Consider the following 13,201-nt stretch of genomic DNA (forward strand, 5'->3'; position numbering starts at 1 on the left):
GCCGCGCGGCCGCGCCGGTCGCTTTCGGGGACCTCAGCGCCTGCCCGTCCACACCGCGCCCGCGCAAGCCGTGGCCACCAGGGCGATCGCCCCGCCCTGCGCCAGGGACAGCTCCTGGTCCAGCACCAGGTAGCCCGCCAGCGCGGCGAAGGCGGGCGCCAGGCAGGTCAGCACCGCGAACGTCGCCGCGGGAAGCCGGCGCAGCGCCAGCAGCTCCAGGGCGTAGGGCACGCCCGAACTCATCACCGCGATCGCCAGGCCCAGCGCGAGTACCCCCGGTTCCAGCAGCGCCCCGCCGGCCGTCCCGATGCCCAGCGGGAGGCTGACCAGCGCGGCGACGGCCATGGCGACGGCCAGACCGTCCAGCCTCGGGAAGCGGGCGCCCGCACGGGCGCCCAGCACGATGTACGCCGCCCACATCGCACCCGCGCCCAGCGCGAAGCCCGCGCCCGCGATGTCGAGCCGGCCGAAGCCGTCGAGGCCCAGCAGGTACACGCCGGCCAGCGCGAGCCCCGCCCACAGCAGGCTGGCGGCGCGGCGCGCGGCGGCGACCGACAGCAGCAGTGGCCCCAGCACCTCGAGGGTGACCGCCGCGCCCAGCGGGATGCGGTCGATCGCCTGGTAGAAGAGGATGTTCATGCCGCCCAGCGCCAGGCCGAACCCCCCGGCCACCGCCCAGTCGGCCCGCGAGTACCCGCGCAGCCGGGGCCGGGCGACGATCAGCAGCAGCACCGCGGCGAAGGTCACCCGCAGGGCGACCGTGCCGAGCGCCCCGGCCCGGGGGAACAGCAGTGCGGCGAAGGCCGACCCGAACTGGCCGGACACCGCCCCGGCCAGCACCAGGCCGACGCCGCCGAGGGTGCCGCCCCCGGCGGCGTGGCGCAGGACGACGGGCGCGGCCGTCGCCGCGGGGGATTCGTGCACCGTGGATGTCATGCCCTCCACGCTAGGAACCCGGCCGCGTCGCGTGAAATGCCGAGTCCGCCACGGTTATGCTCCAGACACATGACCATCGAGCTGCGGCACCTGCGTGCCTTCCTGGCCATCGCCGACGAGGGCAACGTCACCCGCGCCGCGGCCCGCCTCCACCTGAGCCAGCCCGCGCTCTCGCGCACCCTGCGCCAACTCGAGGACCACCTCGGCGCCCGGCTCGTCGACCGCTCCACGCACCACCTCGAGCTGACCGCCGAGGGGCAGACCTTCCGCGACAAGGCCCGCGTCGCCCTCGCCGCCGTCGAAACCGCCCTCGACCCCGCAGGACTGCGCAGCTGGCCGCTGCGGCTGGGCCACACCTGGGCGGCGCTCGGCGACCACACCGTGCCCCTGCTGCGCCGCTGGGACGAGACGCACCCCGGCATTCCGCTGGAGCTGCTCCGCATCGACGACCGTACGGCCGGCCTCACGCAGGGCCAGGTCGACGTGGCCGTGCTGCGCGGCGCGGTCAATTCGGCGGGACTGCGCACGGAGCCGCTGCTGTCGGAGCAGCGGGTGGTGGTCATGCCGGCGGACAGCCCCCTGGCCGCCCTCCCACGGGTGACCCTGGCGGACCTGACCCCCCACCCGATCGCAGTCAACACCGTCTCCGGCACCACGACGCTCGACCTGTGGCCGCCGGCGATCCGGCCCGTCGCGACCATCGAGGTGACCAACACGGACGAGTGGCTCATCGCCATCGCCGCGGGCCGCGCCGTCGGGATCTCCACATCGGCCACCCCGAGCAACCACATGCACCCGTCGCTGGTCTACCGCCCGCTCGCGGACGCGCCGACCGTACCCGTGCTCCTCGCCTGGCGGGAGGGCCCGGGGCACCCGGCCCTCCCCCACCTGGTGGCACTCGTGCACGAGGTCATCGCGGCAGGAAATGCCTGACTGCGGCGCAGGTCAGAGCGCGGTCCGTTCGACCGGGATCCACAGCTCCGCCTCGGCCTCGGCCGCGTCCTGCGACAGCCGGATCCGCAGGATCTCGGGTCCCGGACGACTCCTGTACGGGTTGGACGGGAACCACTGCGTGAACACGTCCCGCCACAGGTGCTGGAGGGTCTGCGGGAACGGGCCGGAGTTCTCGAACACGGCCCACGTCCCGGCCGGGACCTGGAGCGCGTCCATGTCCTGCGGCACGGCGGCGCCCGTCACCACGCCGTGGTAGTAGTCGAGTTCGGTCCCCTCGGCGCGGCTGTCGTCCAGATCGTCACTGACCGAGACGATGCCCTGCGGCTCCTGGTCGGACAGGCTGTGGATGCGCCCCAGTGTGTCCTTGTCGATCCCCCGGATGAAGGCGGCGATGGCCGGGTTCACGCCCTCGTGTACGAGGGGGACGCGCGCTTTCCTGCCGACCACACGGAACTCCTCCTTCTCCACGACCCTGTACCGCATGCTGCTGCTCCCTTCGACGATGAGGCGGAAGGACATCCGGGGCTGGGACTGCAGACTCGCGCCGACCCGCCTGACCTCGCCGGGACCGACGCCGTGCACCGCGCGGAAAGCCCGCGCGAACGCCTCCCCCGAGGAGTAGCCGTACCGCACCGCGATCTCCAGCAGCGTCCGCTCCCCGGCCAGCACCTCGGCGCCCGCGACCGTCAGCCGCCTGCGCCGGACGTACTCCGACAGCGGCACACCCGCGAGCGCCGAGAACAGCCGCCGCAGGTGGTACTCCGACGTCACCGCGATCCGCGCCAGGTCGGACACCTCGATCCGCTGGTCGAGGTGGCACTCGATGTGGTCCATGGCCTGGTTCAGCCGCTCCAGCACCCCGGTCTCCTTCCCTTTCGAACAGTCACATTAGGAAGGGCCCACTGTGCCGGACCCGACATCCTGTGCCCGGTCCGGTCGGGTGGGCGGGGCCGCGAGCGGGGTCGCGGACGGGGTCGCTCCCGCGCCGGCTACCAGCGCGTGGTCTCCCCGATGAAGTCGGGGATGTCGACGGCGGTGCCGCGCCGGCGGGCCTCACCCAGGACGTGGTGACCCACGGCCAGGTCGAGGACGCCGAGGCCGAAGGGGGAGAAGACGGTCGCCCGGGCCGGGTCCAGGGTGACCTCGCCCTGGAGCAGGGCGCCCAGCGTCCCGTTGATGAAGTCCCGTCCACCGGTGAGCTGTTCGGCCAGGTGGGGCGAGGTCTGCGCCTTGAGGCAGTGGTCGATGTCGTCCACCACGTTGTTCGTCTTCAGCAGCAGCTCGGGAGACAGGTCCCGCAGGGAGACGTTGAGGAGCAACTGCCCGGCGCGCAGCGGGGTGTCGCCGCTCACGTAGGGCGTGGCGGCCGTCGTGGCGAAGACGACCAGGTCCCTGCTGAGCGCCTCGTCCAGGCTTCCGGAGGTGACGGGGACCCCGAGGCGCGCGGTGGCGTGCGCGCCGAGGTGTCCGGCGCTGGTGGCGTCCAGGTCGTGGACCAGGACCTCCGAGATCCGGACGCCGTGGGCGGCCAGGTAGTCGAGGACGGTGCGGGCGATGACACCGGCCCCGATGAAGGAGACCCGTACGGGACCCTCGGAGGCGAGCAGTTCGGCGGCCGCGACGGCCGCGGAGGCCGCCGTGCGGGCGGCGCTGATGCTCGCCGCTTCCAGGCATGCCAGCGGGTAGCCGGTGGCGTAGTCGTTCAGCAGCAGGGTGGCCGAGGCGCGCGGCAGGCCGTGCCGGACGTTGTCGGGGAAGCTGGCGATCCACTTCATGCCGATCGTGTCCACGCTGCCGCCGAGGTAGGAGGGCAGCGCGATCACCCGCGCGTTGGGCTTGTCGGGAAAGCGCAGGAAGTAGCTGTCGGGGTTCACCGACTGCCCCTGCTCGTGGGCCACGTAGGTCTCGGCGACGATGCGCAGGATGTCCTTGTGCGAGTCGCTGAGGATCTCGGACACCGCCGCGCCGGGAACGACGCTGAAGTTCGCCATGGTTGTGGTTCCTGATTCCTGTTCGAGGGTGAGGGACGGGGTGAGGGAGACAGGGGGGAGACAGGGTGGGGGACGCGTGCGGGGCCCAGGTGCAACCGCCGACGACCCACGAGCCGCAGTAGACCGGACCGATGTATGCGGCTCCCATATCCGGGGATACTCCAGCCCTATGGAAGACCTCGTCACCGCCCGGCTCGTCCTCCACCCGATGAGCGCCCGCGAAGCGGCAGCCCTGACGCGAGGCGAGCCGGGCGCGAACCGCGGCTGGGCCGCCGGCTACCCCACCCGGGCCGACACCGCCGGGGCCCTGCGCCACCTCGAGACCTGCGCCGCGCACGGCGACCCGGCGCCGTTCGGGGCGTACGAGATCCGCCGCCGCGACGACGGCCGGGCCATCGGCGGCCTGGGCTTCCACAGCCCCCCGGACCAGGACGGCACGCTCACCGTCGGATACGGCCTGGTCCCGGGGGTGCGGGGTCGCGGCTATGCCACGGAGGCGCTGCGCGCCCTGCTGCTCCTCGCCCGCGGCTACGGGATCACCCGCGTCCAGGGGGACACGGACCACGGCAACACCGCCTCGCAGCGCGTGATGGCGGCGGCCGGGATGAGACTGGTGGGAGAGGACGAGCGCCTGAAGTACTACGCGGTGGACTGGCCGGAACCGGCCTCGGACATCTGGGAAGCAGGGGGACCATGAACGGGACGAAGCCGACGCGAGAGAGCGAACCCGGGCGCTCCGCCGCGCCCGACCCCGGGCTCTACGGTCCCGCGTCCGTCACCTGGCAGTGTCACGGCGACCCGATGATGTGGATCGCCGGAGTCCGCGCGCTCTACCTCCAGGCCCTGCACCCCCGCGCCGTCCGCGGGGTCATCGAGAACAGCGACTTCAAGACCGACGCCTGGGGCCGGCTCATGCGCACCGCCGACTTCGTCGGCACCATCACCTACGGCACCACCGACGCCGCCGAACGCGCCGGCGCCCGCGTCCGCAAGATCCACCGGATGCTGACCGCGACCGACCCCGCCACCGGCGAGCGCTTCCCCGTCGACGACCCCGACCTGCTGCTCTGGATCCACTGCGCCCAGATCGACAGCTTCCTGCACGTCCTGCGCCGCTCCGGGGTCCCCCTCACCCCCGCCCAGGCGGACCGCTACGTGGACGAGAACCGGACCAACGCCCGACTCGTCGGCCTCGACCCGGCCGACGTGCCCGCCGACACCGCGCAGCTCGCCGCCTACTTCGCCGAGGTCCGCCCCCTGCTCGCCGCTGGCGCCGACGCCGCCACCGTGGACGACTTCCTGCGCAGCCCGCCCACCCATGCCCTCCTCGTCCCTGGCCGAAACCTGCTGTGGCGCCCCGTAGCCGACCTCGCCTACGGTTCACTCCCGGCCTACGCGCACCAGCTGTACGGGCGACCCGCACCGGCCCCGCGCAGCATCACCCGGCGCCTGCGCCTCACCGGACACCTGCTGCGCGCCATTCCCGCAGGTCTGCGCTGGCAGCTGCCTCCAGGTCACATCTTGAAAGCGATGCGTCGCATGGGCCCCGGCAGTCGCCCCTCGCCGTACACACTGCGTACATCAGCGGCCATACTGGACCGGCCGGGGAGGGCTTAGCACGACACACGGGGGCGGCTTCAAGACATGGCGGAGTCCAGACTGATCCAGGGCCGGTACCGGTCGCTCGATCTGATCGGTCGCGGCGGCATGGGCGAGGTGTGGCGGGCCCGGGACGAGTCGCTCGGCCGCCAGGTCGCCGTCAAATGCCTCAAGCCCGGCGGGCACGATCAGGACGCCCACTTCACCCAGGTGCTGCGCGAACGCTTCCGCCGCGAGGCCCGCGTCGCCGCCTCCCTCCAGCACCGCGGTGTCACCGTCGTCCACGACTTCGGCGACGACAGCGCCGCCGGCGGCCCCCTCTACCTCGTCATGGAGCTCCTCGAAGGCCGCAACCTCAGCCAGCTCCTGGAGGACAACGAGACCCGCCCGCTCCCCGTGGACGTGGTCGTCGACATCGCCGAGCAGATGGCCGCGGCCCTCGGCTACACCCACGACCAGGGCGTGGTCCACCGCGACCTGAAGCCCGCCAACATCATGCGGCTCACCGACGGCACGGTGAAGATCTGCGACTTCGGCATCGCCCGGCTCGCCCACGACATCGGCTTCACCGCCAAACTCACCGGCGGCGGCATGGCCATGGGCACCCCGCACTACATGTCGCCGGAGCAGATCGCGGGCGGCGAGGTCGACCACCGCAGCGACCTCTACTCCCTCGGCTGCGTCCTGTACGAGATCGCCACCGGCGCCCCGCCCTTCGACCTCGGTGATTCCTGGTCCGTGCTGGTCGGGCACCGCGACACCGCCCCCGTGCCGCCGCGCGAGCACCGCCCGGAGCTGCCCGGCTACTTCGACGAAATGGTCCTGGAGCTCCTCGCCAAGTGCCCCGAGGACCGCCCCGGCGACGCCCGCCACCTGCACCGCCGGCTCATCGAGGCCCGGCTCGGCCCCGGCGGGCTGCCCGGCGCCCAGGCACCGCTGCCCGAGTGGGCCCGCGGGATGACCGCCGGGCGCAAGGCCGGGATCGACGCCCGCCGCGCGAGCGGGGAGTGGGCCGTGCTCACCGGTTCCTGGACCGCGGTCCGGCCGAGCGGCGAGCGGCGCGTCGCGCAGCCCGCCGCCGCCGAGGACCCGCGCCTGACCGCCGCGTACGGGGTCCCGGCCCGGCGCGCCGCCGCCCCCGCCCCCACGGCGTCCGGCTCCGGCCCGACCGGCGCGGCCGCGCTCGCCGCCGACCACACCCGCGCCTTCGCCCTCAGCCGCGCCGGCCGTGCCGAGGAGGCGCTGGCCGTGTACGCGTCCGTGGCCGAGGGGCGCGCCCGGGAACTCGGCCCGGACCATGCCGAGACCCTCGCCGCGCGCCAGGAGGCGGCGTACGAGACGGCCAGGCTCGGCCGCCACCAGGAGGCGTACGAGACCTACCGCGCGGTGCTCGCCGCCCGGGAGCGCACCGCGGGCCCGCGCCACCCCGACACGCTGCGCTGCCGGCACAACGTGGCCTGCGCGCTCGGCGCCCTCGGCCGGTTCACCGAGGCGCACCGCACCGCCGCCGAGGTCGCCGCCGACCGGGCGGCCGTCCTGGGCGCGGAGCACGCGGACACCCTGCTGACCCGGTACGAGGTCGCGTACGCGCTCGGCCGCCTGGAGCGCTGGGACGAAGCCCTCGAAGGATTCCGGCACGTCGCCGCCGTACGCGCGCGGGTGCTCGGCCGCGACCACCCCGACACCCTGGCCGCGCGGTACGAGGTCGGCATCGCGCTGGGCCGCACCGGGCACGCCGCCCAGGCCCTGGACCTGTTCGGGGCCCTGGTGCGCGACCGCACCCGGGCCTACGGGGCCGCCGACCCGGAGACGCTGCGCGCCCGGCACGTGCTCGGCGTCAACCTGGGCCGGCTGGAGCGCTGGGAGGAGGCGGTGGCCGAGGCCCGGCAGGTCGGCGCGGCGCGCGCCAAGGTGCTCGGCGCCGAACACCCCGACACGCTGGCCAGCCGCCGCGAACTCGCCGTCGGCCTCGGCCGCCTGGGCCGCTGGGAGGAAGCACTGCCGGTCTACCGGGAGCTGTCCGGCATCCGCGAGCGGGCCCTCGGCGACGAGCACCCCGACACGGCGCTGGCCCACGCCGACGAGGCGTACTGCCTGGAGCGGCTGGGACAGGTGTGTTACCAAGAGCCATGACGACCTCGCGGGGCTTCGGACAGGACGTGTACGACGACGTGATCGTGGGCGGCGGACACAACGGCCTCGTGGCCGCCGCCTACCTGGCCCGGGCGGGCCGCTCGGTCCTGGTGCTCGAACGGCTCGGGCACACCGGCGGGGCCGCGGTCTCCACCCGCCCCTTCGCGGGCGTCGACGCCCGGCTCTCGCGCTACTCCTACCTGGTCTCGCTGCTCCCGGCGAAGATCGTGCGCGACCTCGGGCTCCAGTTCGCCGTACGGGCGCGCACGGTCTCCTCGTACACCCCCGTGGAGCGCGGCGGGCGGCCCGACGGGCTGTTCGTCGGCGGTGACGACGCGCGCACCCGCGCGTCCTTCGCCCGTCTGACCGGCTCGGACCGTGAGTACGAGAACTGGCGCGAGTTCTACGGGACGACCGGCCGGGTGGCGCAGCGGATCTTCCCCACGCTGACCGAGCCGCTGCCCACCCGGCAGGAGCTACGGGACCGGGTCGACGACGAGGCGGCCTGGCGGATGCTGTTCGAGGAGCCGCTGGGGCAGGCGGTGGAGCGCACCTTCGCCGACGACCTCGTCCGGGGCGTCGTCCTCACCGACGGGCTGATCGGCACCTTCGCGGACGCGCACGACCCCTCGCTCGCACAGAACCGCTGCTTCCTCTACCACGTCATCGGTGGCGGGACGGGGGACTGGAACGTCCCCGTCGGCGGCATGGGCGCGCTGACGGACGCCCTGGCGGCGGCCGCGCGGGCCGCCGGGGCGGAAATCGCCACCGGGCACGAGGTGCTGCGCATCGACACGGACGGCACCGCGCCGGCCGAGGTGACCTTCCGAACGGCGACGGGGGAGGGGCGCGTGGCCGGGCGCACGGTGCTGGTCAACGCCTCTCCGCGGGCGCTGTCCGAACTCCTCGGGGAGGAGCCGTCGCAGCCCGCGGCCGAGGGGGCCCAGCTGAAGGTCAACATGCTGCTGCGCAGGCTGCCCCGGCTGCGGGACGCGGCCGTGGACCCGCGCGAGGCCTTCGGCGGGACCTTCCACATCGCGGAAGGGTACGAGCAGCTCGCGCGGGCGTACGCGGAGGCCGCCACCGGCGAACTCCCCTCGGTACCGCCCTCGGAGATCTACTGCCACTCGCTGACGGACCCCACGATCCTCGGCCCCGAGCTGGCGGAGCGGGGCTACCAGACGCTCACGCTCTTCGGGCTGCACACACCGGCCCGGCTGTTCGGACGCGACAACCAGGGGGCGAGGGAGGTGCTGCTGACCGCGACCCTCGCCCAGCTCGACGCGCACCTGGCCGAACCGATCACCGACTGCCTGGCCTTCGACGCCGACGGCCGCCCCTGCATCGAGGCCAAGACCCCGCTCGACCTGGAGCGCGAGCTGCGCCTGCCCGGCGGCCACATCTTCCACCGGGACCTGTCGTGGCCCTACGCGGACCAGGGTACGGGCCGGTGGGGCGTGGAGACCGCGCACCGCAACGTCCTGCTGTGCGGAGCGGGTGCGGTGCGCGGCGGTGGCGTCAGCGGGGTCCCCGGGCACAACGCGGCGATGGCGGTGCTGGGGCGCTGACCCCGCTGGCCGTGCCGATCCCGCCGACCCCGTCGACCGGGCTCATGCGGCGGGCTCGATCACCACGATCGGGATCTCGCGGTCGGTCTTGGTCTGGTACTCGTCGTACGCGGGCCAGTGCTTGACCATCTGCGGCCAGAACGCGGCCCGTTCCTCGGAGGTCGCGGTACGCGCGGTGCCCTGGAGCACCGCGGGGCCGACCTGGATGCGGACCTCGGGGTGCTCGGTCAGGTTCTTGTACCAGAGCGGGTGCGCCGGGTCGCCGCCCTTGGACGCGACGATGAGGTAGCGGCCGTCGTCCTCGCCGTAGATGAGTGGAGTGCGCACCGGCCGACCGGACTTGCGGCCGATGGTGGTGAGCAGCAGGGTCTGGGTGTTGTTCCAGTACTGCCCCTCGGTCCCGCCCGAACTGACGTACAGCTTGACGTGGTCGAGCGTCCAGCCGGGCTTGGGGTCGATCGGTTGGTCCCAGTCGATGTCGGTGGTCATAGCGCCGCACCTGCCTTCGGTGTTGAACGGTAAACGAACCTCAACAACGATCGACAACACCGGAGGACACCTTTTTATGCCGTCCGGGCGGCCTTGCACCGGTTGGGGGCAGGGGTGCAGCGGCGTGACCTGCCCGAACGGTCCGGGCCCTCGAAGACCGTCTATGAACGGCAGCGGCTGTGGTCTGCGGACGGGACCTGGGAGCTCCTGCTCCAGCAGGTCCAGGCCGCGGAGGTTACGGCGGGTGCCCGCACGTGATCGACCGGACAAGTCCTGGCACCGGACCGGCCCGTTCCCAGACCCCCCTGGACCCGATGGGGGAGATCACGTAAGGAGGTTGCGGCCGGTGTCGTACAGGAGTTGCGCGACGCCGTCCGTGGAGTGCCGTACGAGGGTCTCCATCAGCCCGTCCAGGGCCCGGCGTACGCGGCTCGGTTCAGGGGCGGGCCTGGTGCTCTCCTCTTCGAGATGGGAGGCGTCGCGGACGATCCGGTCCCTGAGTTCATCCGTGATGTCTACCCGCGGTGCGGCTGCGAGGACCTGGCGGGCGAAGGCGACGAACTGAGAGGGGTCGAAGCCCAAGTTGTTGTTCTGGGTGTTTTCCGAGCCGACTTGGATGTTGCCACCGCCGTGAATATTGGTGTAGTAGGTCGGGAGATGGCCGTTCTGCATGAGGAAGTCCTTCACGAGGAGTGGGCTCTCGGCGCATTGGATTCCTATTCCAGTCAGCGTCAGGAGAGCTTTGAGCGGATACTGGATGTTCCCTTCGTGAAGGGTGGCCAAGCCCCGTTCCACCAGATAGGCCGCCGCTACGCGCACCTCGTCGAGGGTCAGGGGGTCGCCGTAGACGTGAGATTGCGGCATCGCGAGGAACGCTTCGAGACCGATGGTGGGACTGTAGGAAGCGCGGGAGGCCGCGGCTATCAGGCCGTTGCGGGCGTGCTGTTGGCGCCCTTCGGGGTCACGTCGCAGGTGCAGGAGCCGCTGTGCTTCCAGCTCGCCGGCATGCGTGAGGCGATACAGGTTACCCCTGCGGAATACAAAGGTCCGTTCCAGCTGACCTCGGCGGACCAGGTCGTTCAGGTCGGCACGGAGTCTGAAGCGGTTACCGCGTTTCCACTCCTCGGGGAAATCCTCCGGACCAGCCAGACCTCCGGTTCCCTGCGTACCGCGCTCGTACATCCAGACCAGTAGATAAGCATCCGCCCCAACTCCCGTCATAGCCGGATGCTACGGCCGATCACGCCTGCGCAGACTGCTTATGTGCAGCCCGGCCCCGGCTCCTGCAGCCCGGCCCCGGCTCCGGTTCACGGCCTGTGGTCGCGCGCAGCGCGACGAACGGTGCTGTCGTGCCCGAAGAGCACGCCCTCCGGGCCCGGCATCCGCGACTCCACCATCGTCCGCACCCCCAGCATGCGGCCGACAGTGCAGGAGGAGATGCGGCGTCGCGAAGCCCGGGCCGGACGGGCGGAGTAGTCACATGACCGACCGGACGAGTCCTAGTCGTTCGAGCGGGTCCAGCCCGTGGCCTCGATGCGGGCGGCGTCGGCCGGGCGGTCGTCGGCGAACAGGAGGCGGGACGGCTCCGCCACGCGGACGACGTCCACGTAGATCCCCCGCCCCACGTAGCGTCCCTTCGCGGCGTGCCGCAAGCGCAGCCGGACCTCGCGGCCGGCCCAGTCGGCGAGCGGGGCTTCGAGGCGGTGCCAGATGCGCCCCGACCAGCCGGACGCGGAGCCGAGCGGCCACTGTTCGGCGGTCCCGCCGATGGTGCGCACGGTGCTGAACGGCAGCGGCTGCCAGGTTTCCCCGTCGGGCGAGGCCTCCAGGTGGAGGGCGCCGTCGCCGGGCACGGTGTCCCACCACACCGCGCAGCGCAGCCGGGCCGCGGCACCGGCCGGGGTCAGCGGGGGCAGGGTGAGGGTGCCGTGGCCGCCGGTCTCCATGCCCGAGTACCAGGCCGGGCCGCCGTGCCTCGTACGGACCGGGACGGCGCGGGCGAAGCGGTTGCCGACCGCGACGCGGGGTGCGCTGCCGGCCCGCCAGGTCCGCACGGGGTGTACGGAGTTGCCGAGCAGGATCAGGAAGGAGTCGGTGGAGGGGTCCAGGACGAGGGAGGTGCCGGTGAAGCCGGTGTGGCCGGCGGAGTGCGGGGTGGCCATCGCGCCCATGTACCAGTGCTGGTAGAGCTCGAAGCCGAGGCCGTGGTCATCGCCGGGGAAGGCGGTGTTGTAGTCGGTGAAGAGCAGCTCGACGGAGGCGGGGCGCAGGATGCGCCTGCCGGCGTAGGCGCCGCCGTCGAGGAGGGTGCGGGCGAGGACGGCCAGGTCCCAGGCGGTGCCGAAGATGCCGGCGTGGCCGGCGACCCCGCCCAGGGCGTGGGCGTTCTCGTCGTGGACCTCGCCCCAGACCAGCCCGCGGTCCAGGCCGGACCAGGGCGGTCGCTGCACCTCGGTGGCGGCGATGACGCGGCGCCAGGAGAGCGGTGGGTTGTAACGAGTGCGGTGCATCCCGAGTGGAGCGGTGATCTCGTCGTGGAGCAGGGCATCCAAAGTGCGGCCGGTGATCCGTTCCAAGAGCAGCTGGAGCGCGATGAGGTTGAGGTCCGAGTACCGGTACACGGTCCCGGGAGTCTCCTGCGGCCTCACCGACCACAGCAGCCGCAGCTGCCCCTCGCGGGTGGACTCCTGGTAGAAGGGCGCCCACGAGCGCAGCCCCGAGGTGTGCGTGAGCAGCTGCCGGACCGTGACGACCTCCTTGCCGCCCCCTACGAACTCCGCCAGATACCGGCACACCGGAGCCTCCAGCTCCAGGCGGCCCCGCTCCATCTGCTGTACGGCGAGCAGGGAGGTGAACAGCTTGGTCAGCGAGGCCAGGTCGAAGACGGTGTCCTCGGCCATCGCGATCCGCTCGGCCGCCGGGAACTCCCGGACCCGGTCGGTGCGCCCGTCGTAGTCCGCGTACCGGACGGCGTCGCCCATGGCACGGTGCAGGGCCACCGTCCGGCCCCGGCCGGCGAGGACCACGGCGCCCGCGTAGTAGGGGTGTTCGGGGGAGGGGCCGAGGAACCGCCGCGCCTCGTCCGCCACCCCCTCCAGGTGCTTCTCCAGCAGCCCGGCCTGGCGTGCGGAGCCGTAGCGCAGCCGCAGTCCCTGGAGTGCGCGCCGCTCGGCCGGATTGCCGGCGGCCCCGGCGCTGCCGGGGAGCGCGGCGTGCAGGACGAGTACCCCGCCGAGCGCGAGCAGCCGCGCGCCGAGGCGCCGCCGGCTCAGCCCGCCGCCGGCGGCTGCCCCGGGCGCGGTCGCGTCCGCCGGTCCCTCGCCCGCCGCCTCGCTCGCCACCAGCTTGCCCGCCGCCTTGCCCGCCGTTCCGTCCGCCCCCGTACCTGCTGTCATGTCCGGCCCTCCTGTCCGCTGTCCGAGTCAGCCCGCGGCGCCGTTTCCCGGGGCTCCGCCCCGGACCCCGCGCCCCCATCGCCGGCGGGGCTGGATTTGCCGCACGTTAGTAGCTATCTGCCCGCCCGTCGGACAA

Annotated in this window: 11 protein-coding genes and 1 pseudogene; 6 read left to right on the forward strand and 6 right to left on the reverse strand. The window is 73.1% G+C overall.

Annotated features, from left to right (window positions below; translation table 11 throughout):
* Positions 1 to 33: 33 nt before the first annotated feature.
* Complete coding sequence (locus tag ACFWB8_RS07200; RefSeq protein WP_385223490.1) at positions 34 to 936, reverse strand: DMT family transporter; 903 nt, start codon at positions 934 to 936, stop codon at positions 34 to 36.
* A 69-nt stretch (positions 937 to 1,005) separates the two neighbouring features.
* Here ACFWB8_RS07200 and ACFWB8_RS07205 point away from each other — a divergent pair, with 69 nt between their 5' ends.
* A complete protein-coding gene (locus ACFWB8_RS07205; RefSeq protein WP_385223491.1) occupies positions 1,006 to 1,869 on the forward strand; it encodes a LysR family transcriptional regulator in 864 nt (287 codons plus the stop codon).
* Positions 1,870 to 1,881: 12 nt separating this feature from the next.
* Here ACFWB8_RS07205 and ACFWB8_RS07210 read toward each other — a convergent pair whose 3' ends face one another.
* The gene (locus ACFWB8_RS07210; RefSeq protein WP_385223492.1) at positions 1,882 to 2,748 is read right to left on the reverse strand and encodes a GyrI-like domain-containing protein; all 867 of its coding nucleotides are present in this window, start codon (positions 2,746 to 2,748) and stop codon (positions 1,882 to 1,884) included.
* 131 nt (positions 2,749 to 2,879) lie between these two features.
* Positions 2,880 to 3,881 carry a 2,3-diaminopropionate biosynthesis protein SbnB gene (gene sbnB / locus ACFWB8_RS07215; RefSeq protein WP_385223493.1) on the reverse strand — a complete coding sequence of 334 codons (1,002 nt, stop codon included), beginning with the start codon at positions 3,879 to 3,881 and terminating at the stop codon, positions 2,880 to 2,882.
* A gap of 169 nt (positions 3,882 to 4,050) precedes the next feature.
* Between sbnB and ACFWB8_RS07220 the strand changes: the two genes are divergently transcribed.
* The 4 genes from ACFWB8_RS07220 to ACFWB8_RS07235 are packed head-to-tail and all read left to right on the forward strand — an operon-like array spanning position 4,051 to position 9,181.
* Complete coding sequence (locus tag ACFWB8_RS07220; protein WP_385223494.1) at positions 4,051 to 4,578, forward strand: GNAT family N-acetyltransferase; 528 nt, start codon at positions 4,051 to 4,053, stop codon at positions 4,576 to 4,578.
* Complete coding sequence (locus tag ACFWB8_RS07225; protein ID WP_385223495.1) at positions 4,575 to 5,498, forward strand: oxygenase MpaB family protein; 924 nt, start codon at positions 4,575 to 4,577, stop codon at positions 5,496 to 5,498. The genes ACFWB8_RS07220 and ACFWB8_RS07225 overlap by 4 nt, the downstream gene beginning before the upstream one ends.
* Positions 5,499 to 5,525: 27 nt before the next feature.
* On the forward strand, positions 5,526 to 7,613 hold the full coding sequence (locus ACFWB8_RS07230; protein ID WP_385223496.1) for a tetratricopeptide repeat protein: 2,088 nt from the start codon (positions 5,526 to 5,528) through the stop codon (positions 7,611 to 7,613).
* On the forward strand, positions 7,610 to 9,181 hold the full coding sequence (locus ACFWB8_RS07235; protein WP_385223497.1) for a phytoene desaturase family protein: 1,572 nt from the start codon (positions 7,610 to 7,612) through the stop codon (positions 9,179 to 9,181). The genes ACFWB8_RS07230 and ACFWB8_RS07235 overlap by 4 nt, the downstream gene beginning before the upstream one ends.
* 42 nt (positions 9,182 to 9,223) lie before the next feature.
* Here ACFWB8_RS07235 and ACFWB8_RS07240 read toward each other — a convergent pair whose 3' ends face one another.
* A complete protein-coding gene (locus ACFWB8_RS07240) occupies positions 9,224 to 9,670 on the reverse strand; it encodes a nitroreductase family deazaflavin-dependent oxidoreductase (protein WP_385223498.1) in 447 nt (148 codons plus the stop codon).
* Positions 9,671 to 9,757: 87 nt separating this feature from the next.
* Here ACFWB8_RS07240 and ACFWB8_RS07245 point away from each other — a divergent pair.
* A pseudogene (locus ACFWB8_RS07245) lies at positions 9,758 to 9,928 on the forward strand (transposase); the annotation flags it as partial.
* Between the two features lie 66 nt (positions 9,929 to 9,994).
* Here the strand turns inward: ACFWB8_RS07245 and ACFWB8_RS07250 are convergent.
* Both ACFWB8_RS07250 and ACFWB8_RS07255 read right to left on the reverse strand, forming a co-directional pair.
* The gene (locus tag ACFWB8_RS07250) at positions 9,995 to 10,891 is read right to left on the reverse strand and encodes a hypothetical protein (protein WP_385223499.1); all 897 of its coding nucleotides are present in this window, start codon (positions 10,889 to 10,891) and stop codon (positions 9,995 to 9,997) included.
* Between the two features lie 278 nt (positions 10,892 to 11,169).
* On the reverse strand, positions 11,170 to 13,065 hold the full coding sequence (locus tag ACFWB8_RS07255) for a serine hydrolase (RefSeq protein ID WP_385223500.1): 1,896 nt from the start codon (positions 13,063 to 13,065) through the stop codon (positions 11,170 to 11,172).
* Positions 13,066 to 13,201 lie beyond the last annotated feature (136 nt).

The sequence above is a fragment of the Streptomyces sp. NPDC060031 genome, assembly GCF_042736805.1.
GTDB lineage: Bacteria > Actinomycetota > Actinomycetes > Streptomycetales > Streptomycetaceae > Streptomyces.

What these genes read in the sequence shown, in the direction of transcription:
- ACFWB8_RS07200 (WP_385223490.1), bottom strand. Translation starts at nt 936, where the DNA reads ATGACATCCACGGTGCACGAATCCCCCGCGGCGACGGCCGCGCCCGTC.
- ACFWB8_RS07205 (WP_385223491.1), top strand. Translation starts at nt 1,006, where the DNA reads ATGACCATCGAGCTGCGGCACCTGCGTGCCTTCCTGGCCATCGCCGAC.
- sbnB (WP_385223493.1), bottom strand. Translation starts at nt 3,881, where the DNA reads ATGGCGAACTTCAGCGTCGTTCCCGGCGCGGCGGTGTCCGAGATCCTC.
- ACFWB8_RS07220 (WP_385223494.1), top strand. Translation starts at nt 4,051, where the DNA reads ATGGAAGACCTCGTCACCGCCCGGCTCGTCCTCCACCCGATGAGCGCC.
- ACFWB8_RS07225 (WP_385223495.1), top strand. Translation starts at nt 4,575, where the DNA reads ATGAACGGGACGAAGCCGACGCGAGAGAGCGAACCCGGGCGCTCCGCC.
- ACFWB8_RS07230 (WP_385223496.1), top strand. Translation starts at nt 5,526, where the DNA reads ATGGCGGAGTCCAGACTGATCCAGGGCCGGTACCGGTCGCTCGATCTG.
- ACFWB8_RS07235 (WP_385223497.1), top strand. Translation starts at nt 7,610, where the DNA reads ATGACGACCTCGCGGGGCTTCGGACAGGACGTGTACGACGACGTGATC.
- ACFWB8_RS07240 (WP_385223498.1), bottom strand. Translation starts at nt 9,670, where the DNA reads ATGACCACCGACATCGACTGGGACCAACCGATCGACCCCAAGCCCGGC.
- ACFWB8_RS07250 (WP_385223499.1), bottom strand. Translation starts at nt 10,891, where the DNA reads ATGACGGGAGTTGGGGCGGATGCTTATCTACTGGTCTGGATGTACGAG.
- ACFWB8_RS07255 (WP_385223500.1), bottom strand. Translation starts at nt 13,065, where the DNA reads ATGACAGCAGGTACGGGGGCGGACGGAACGGCGGGCAAGGCGGCGGGC.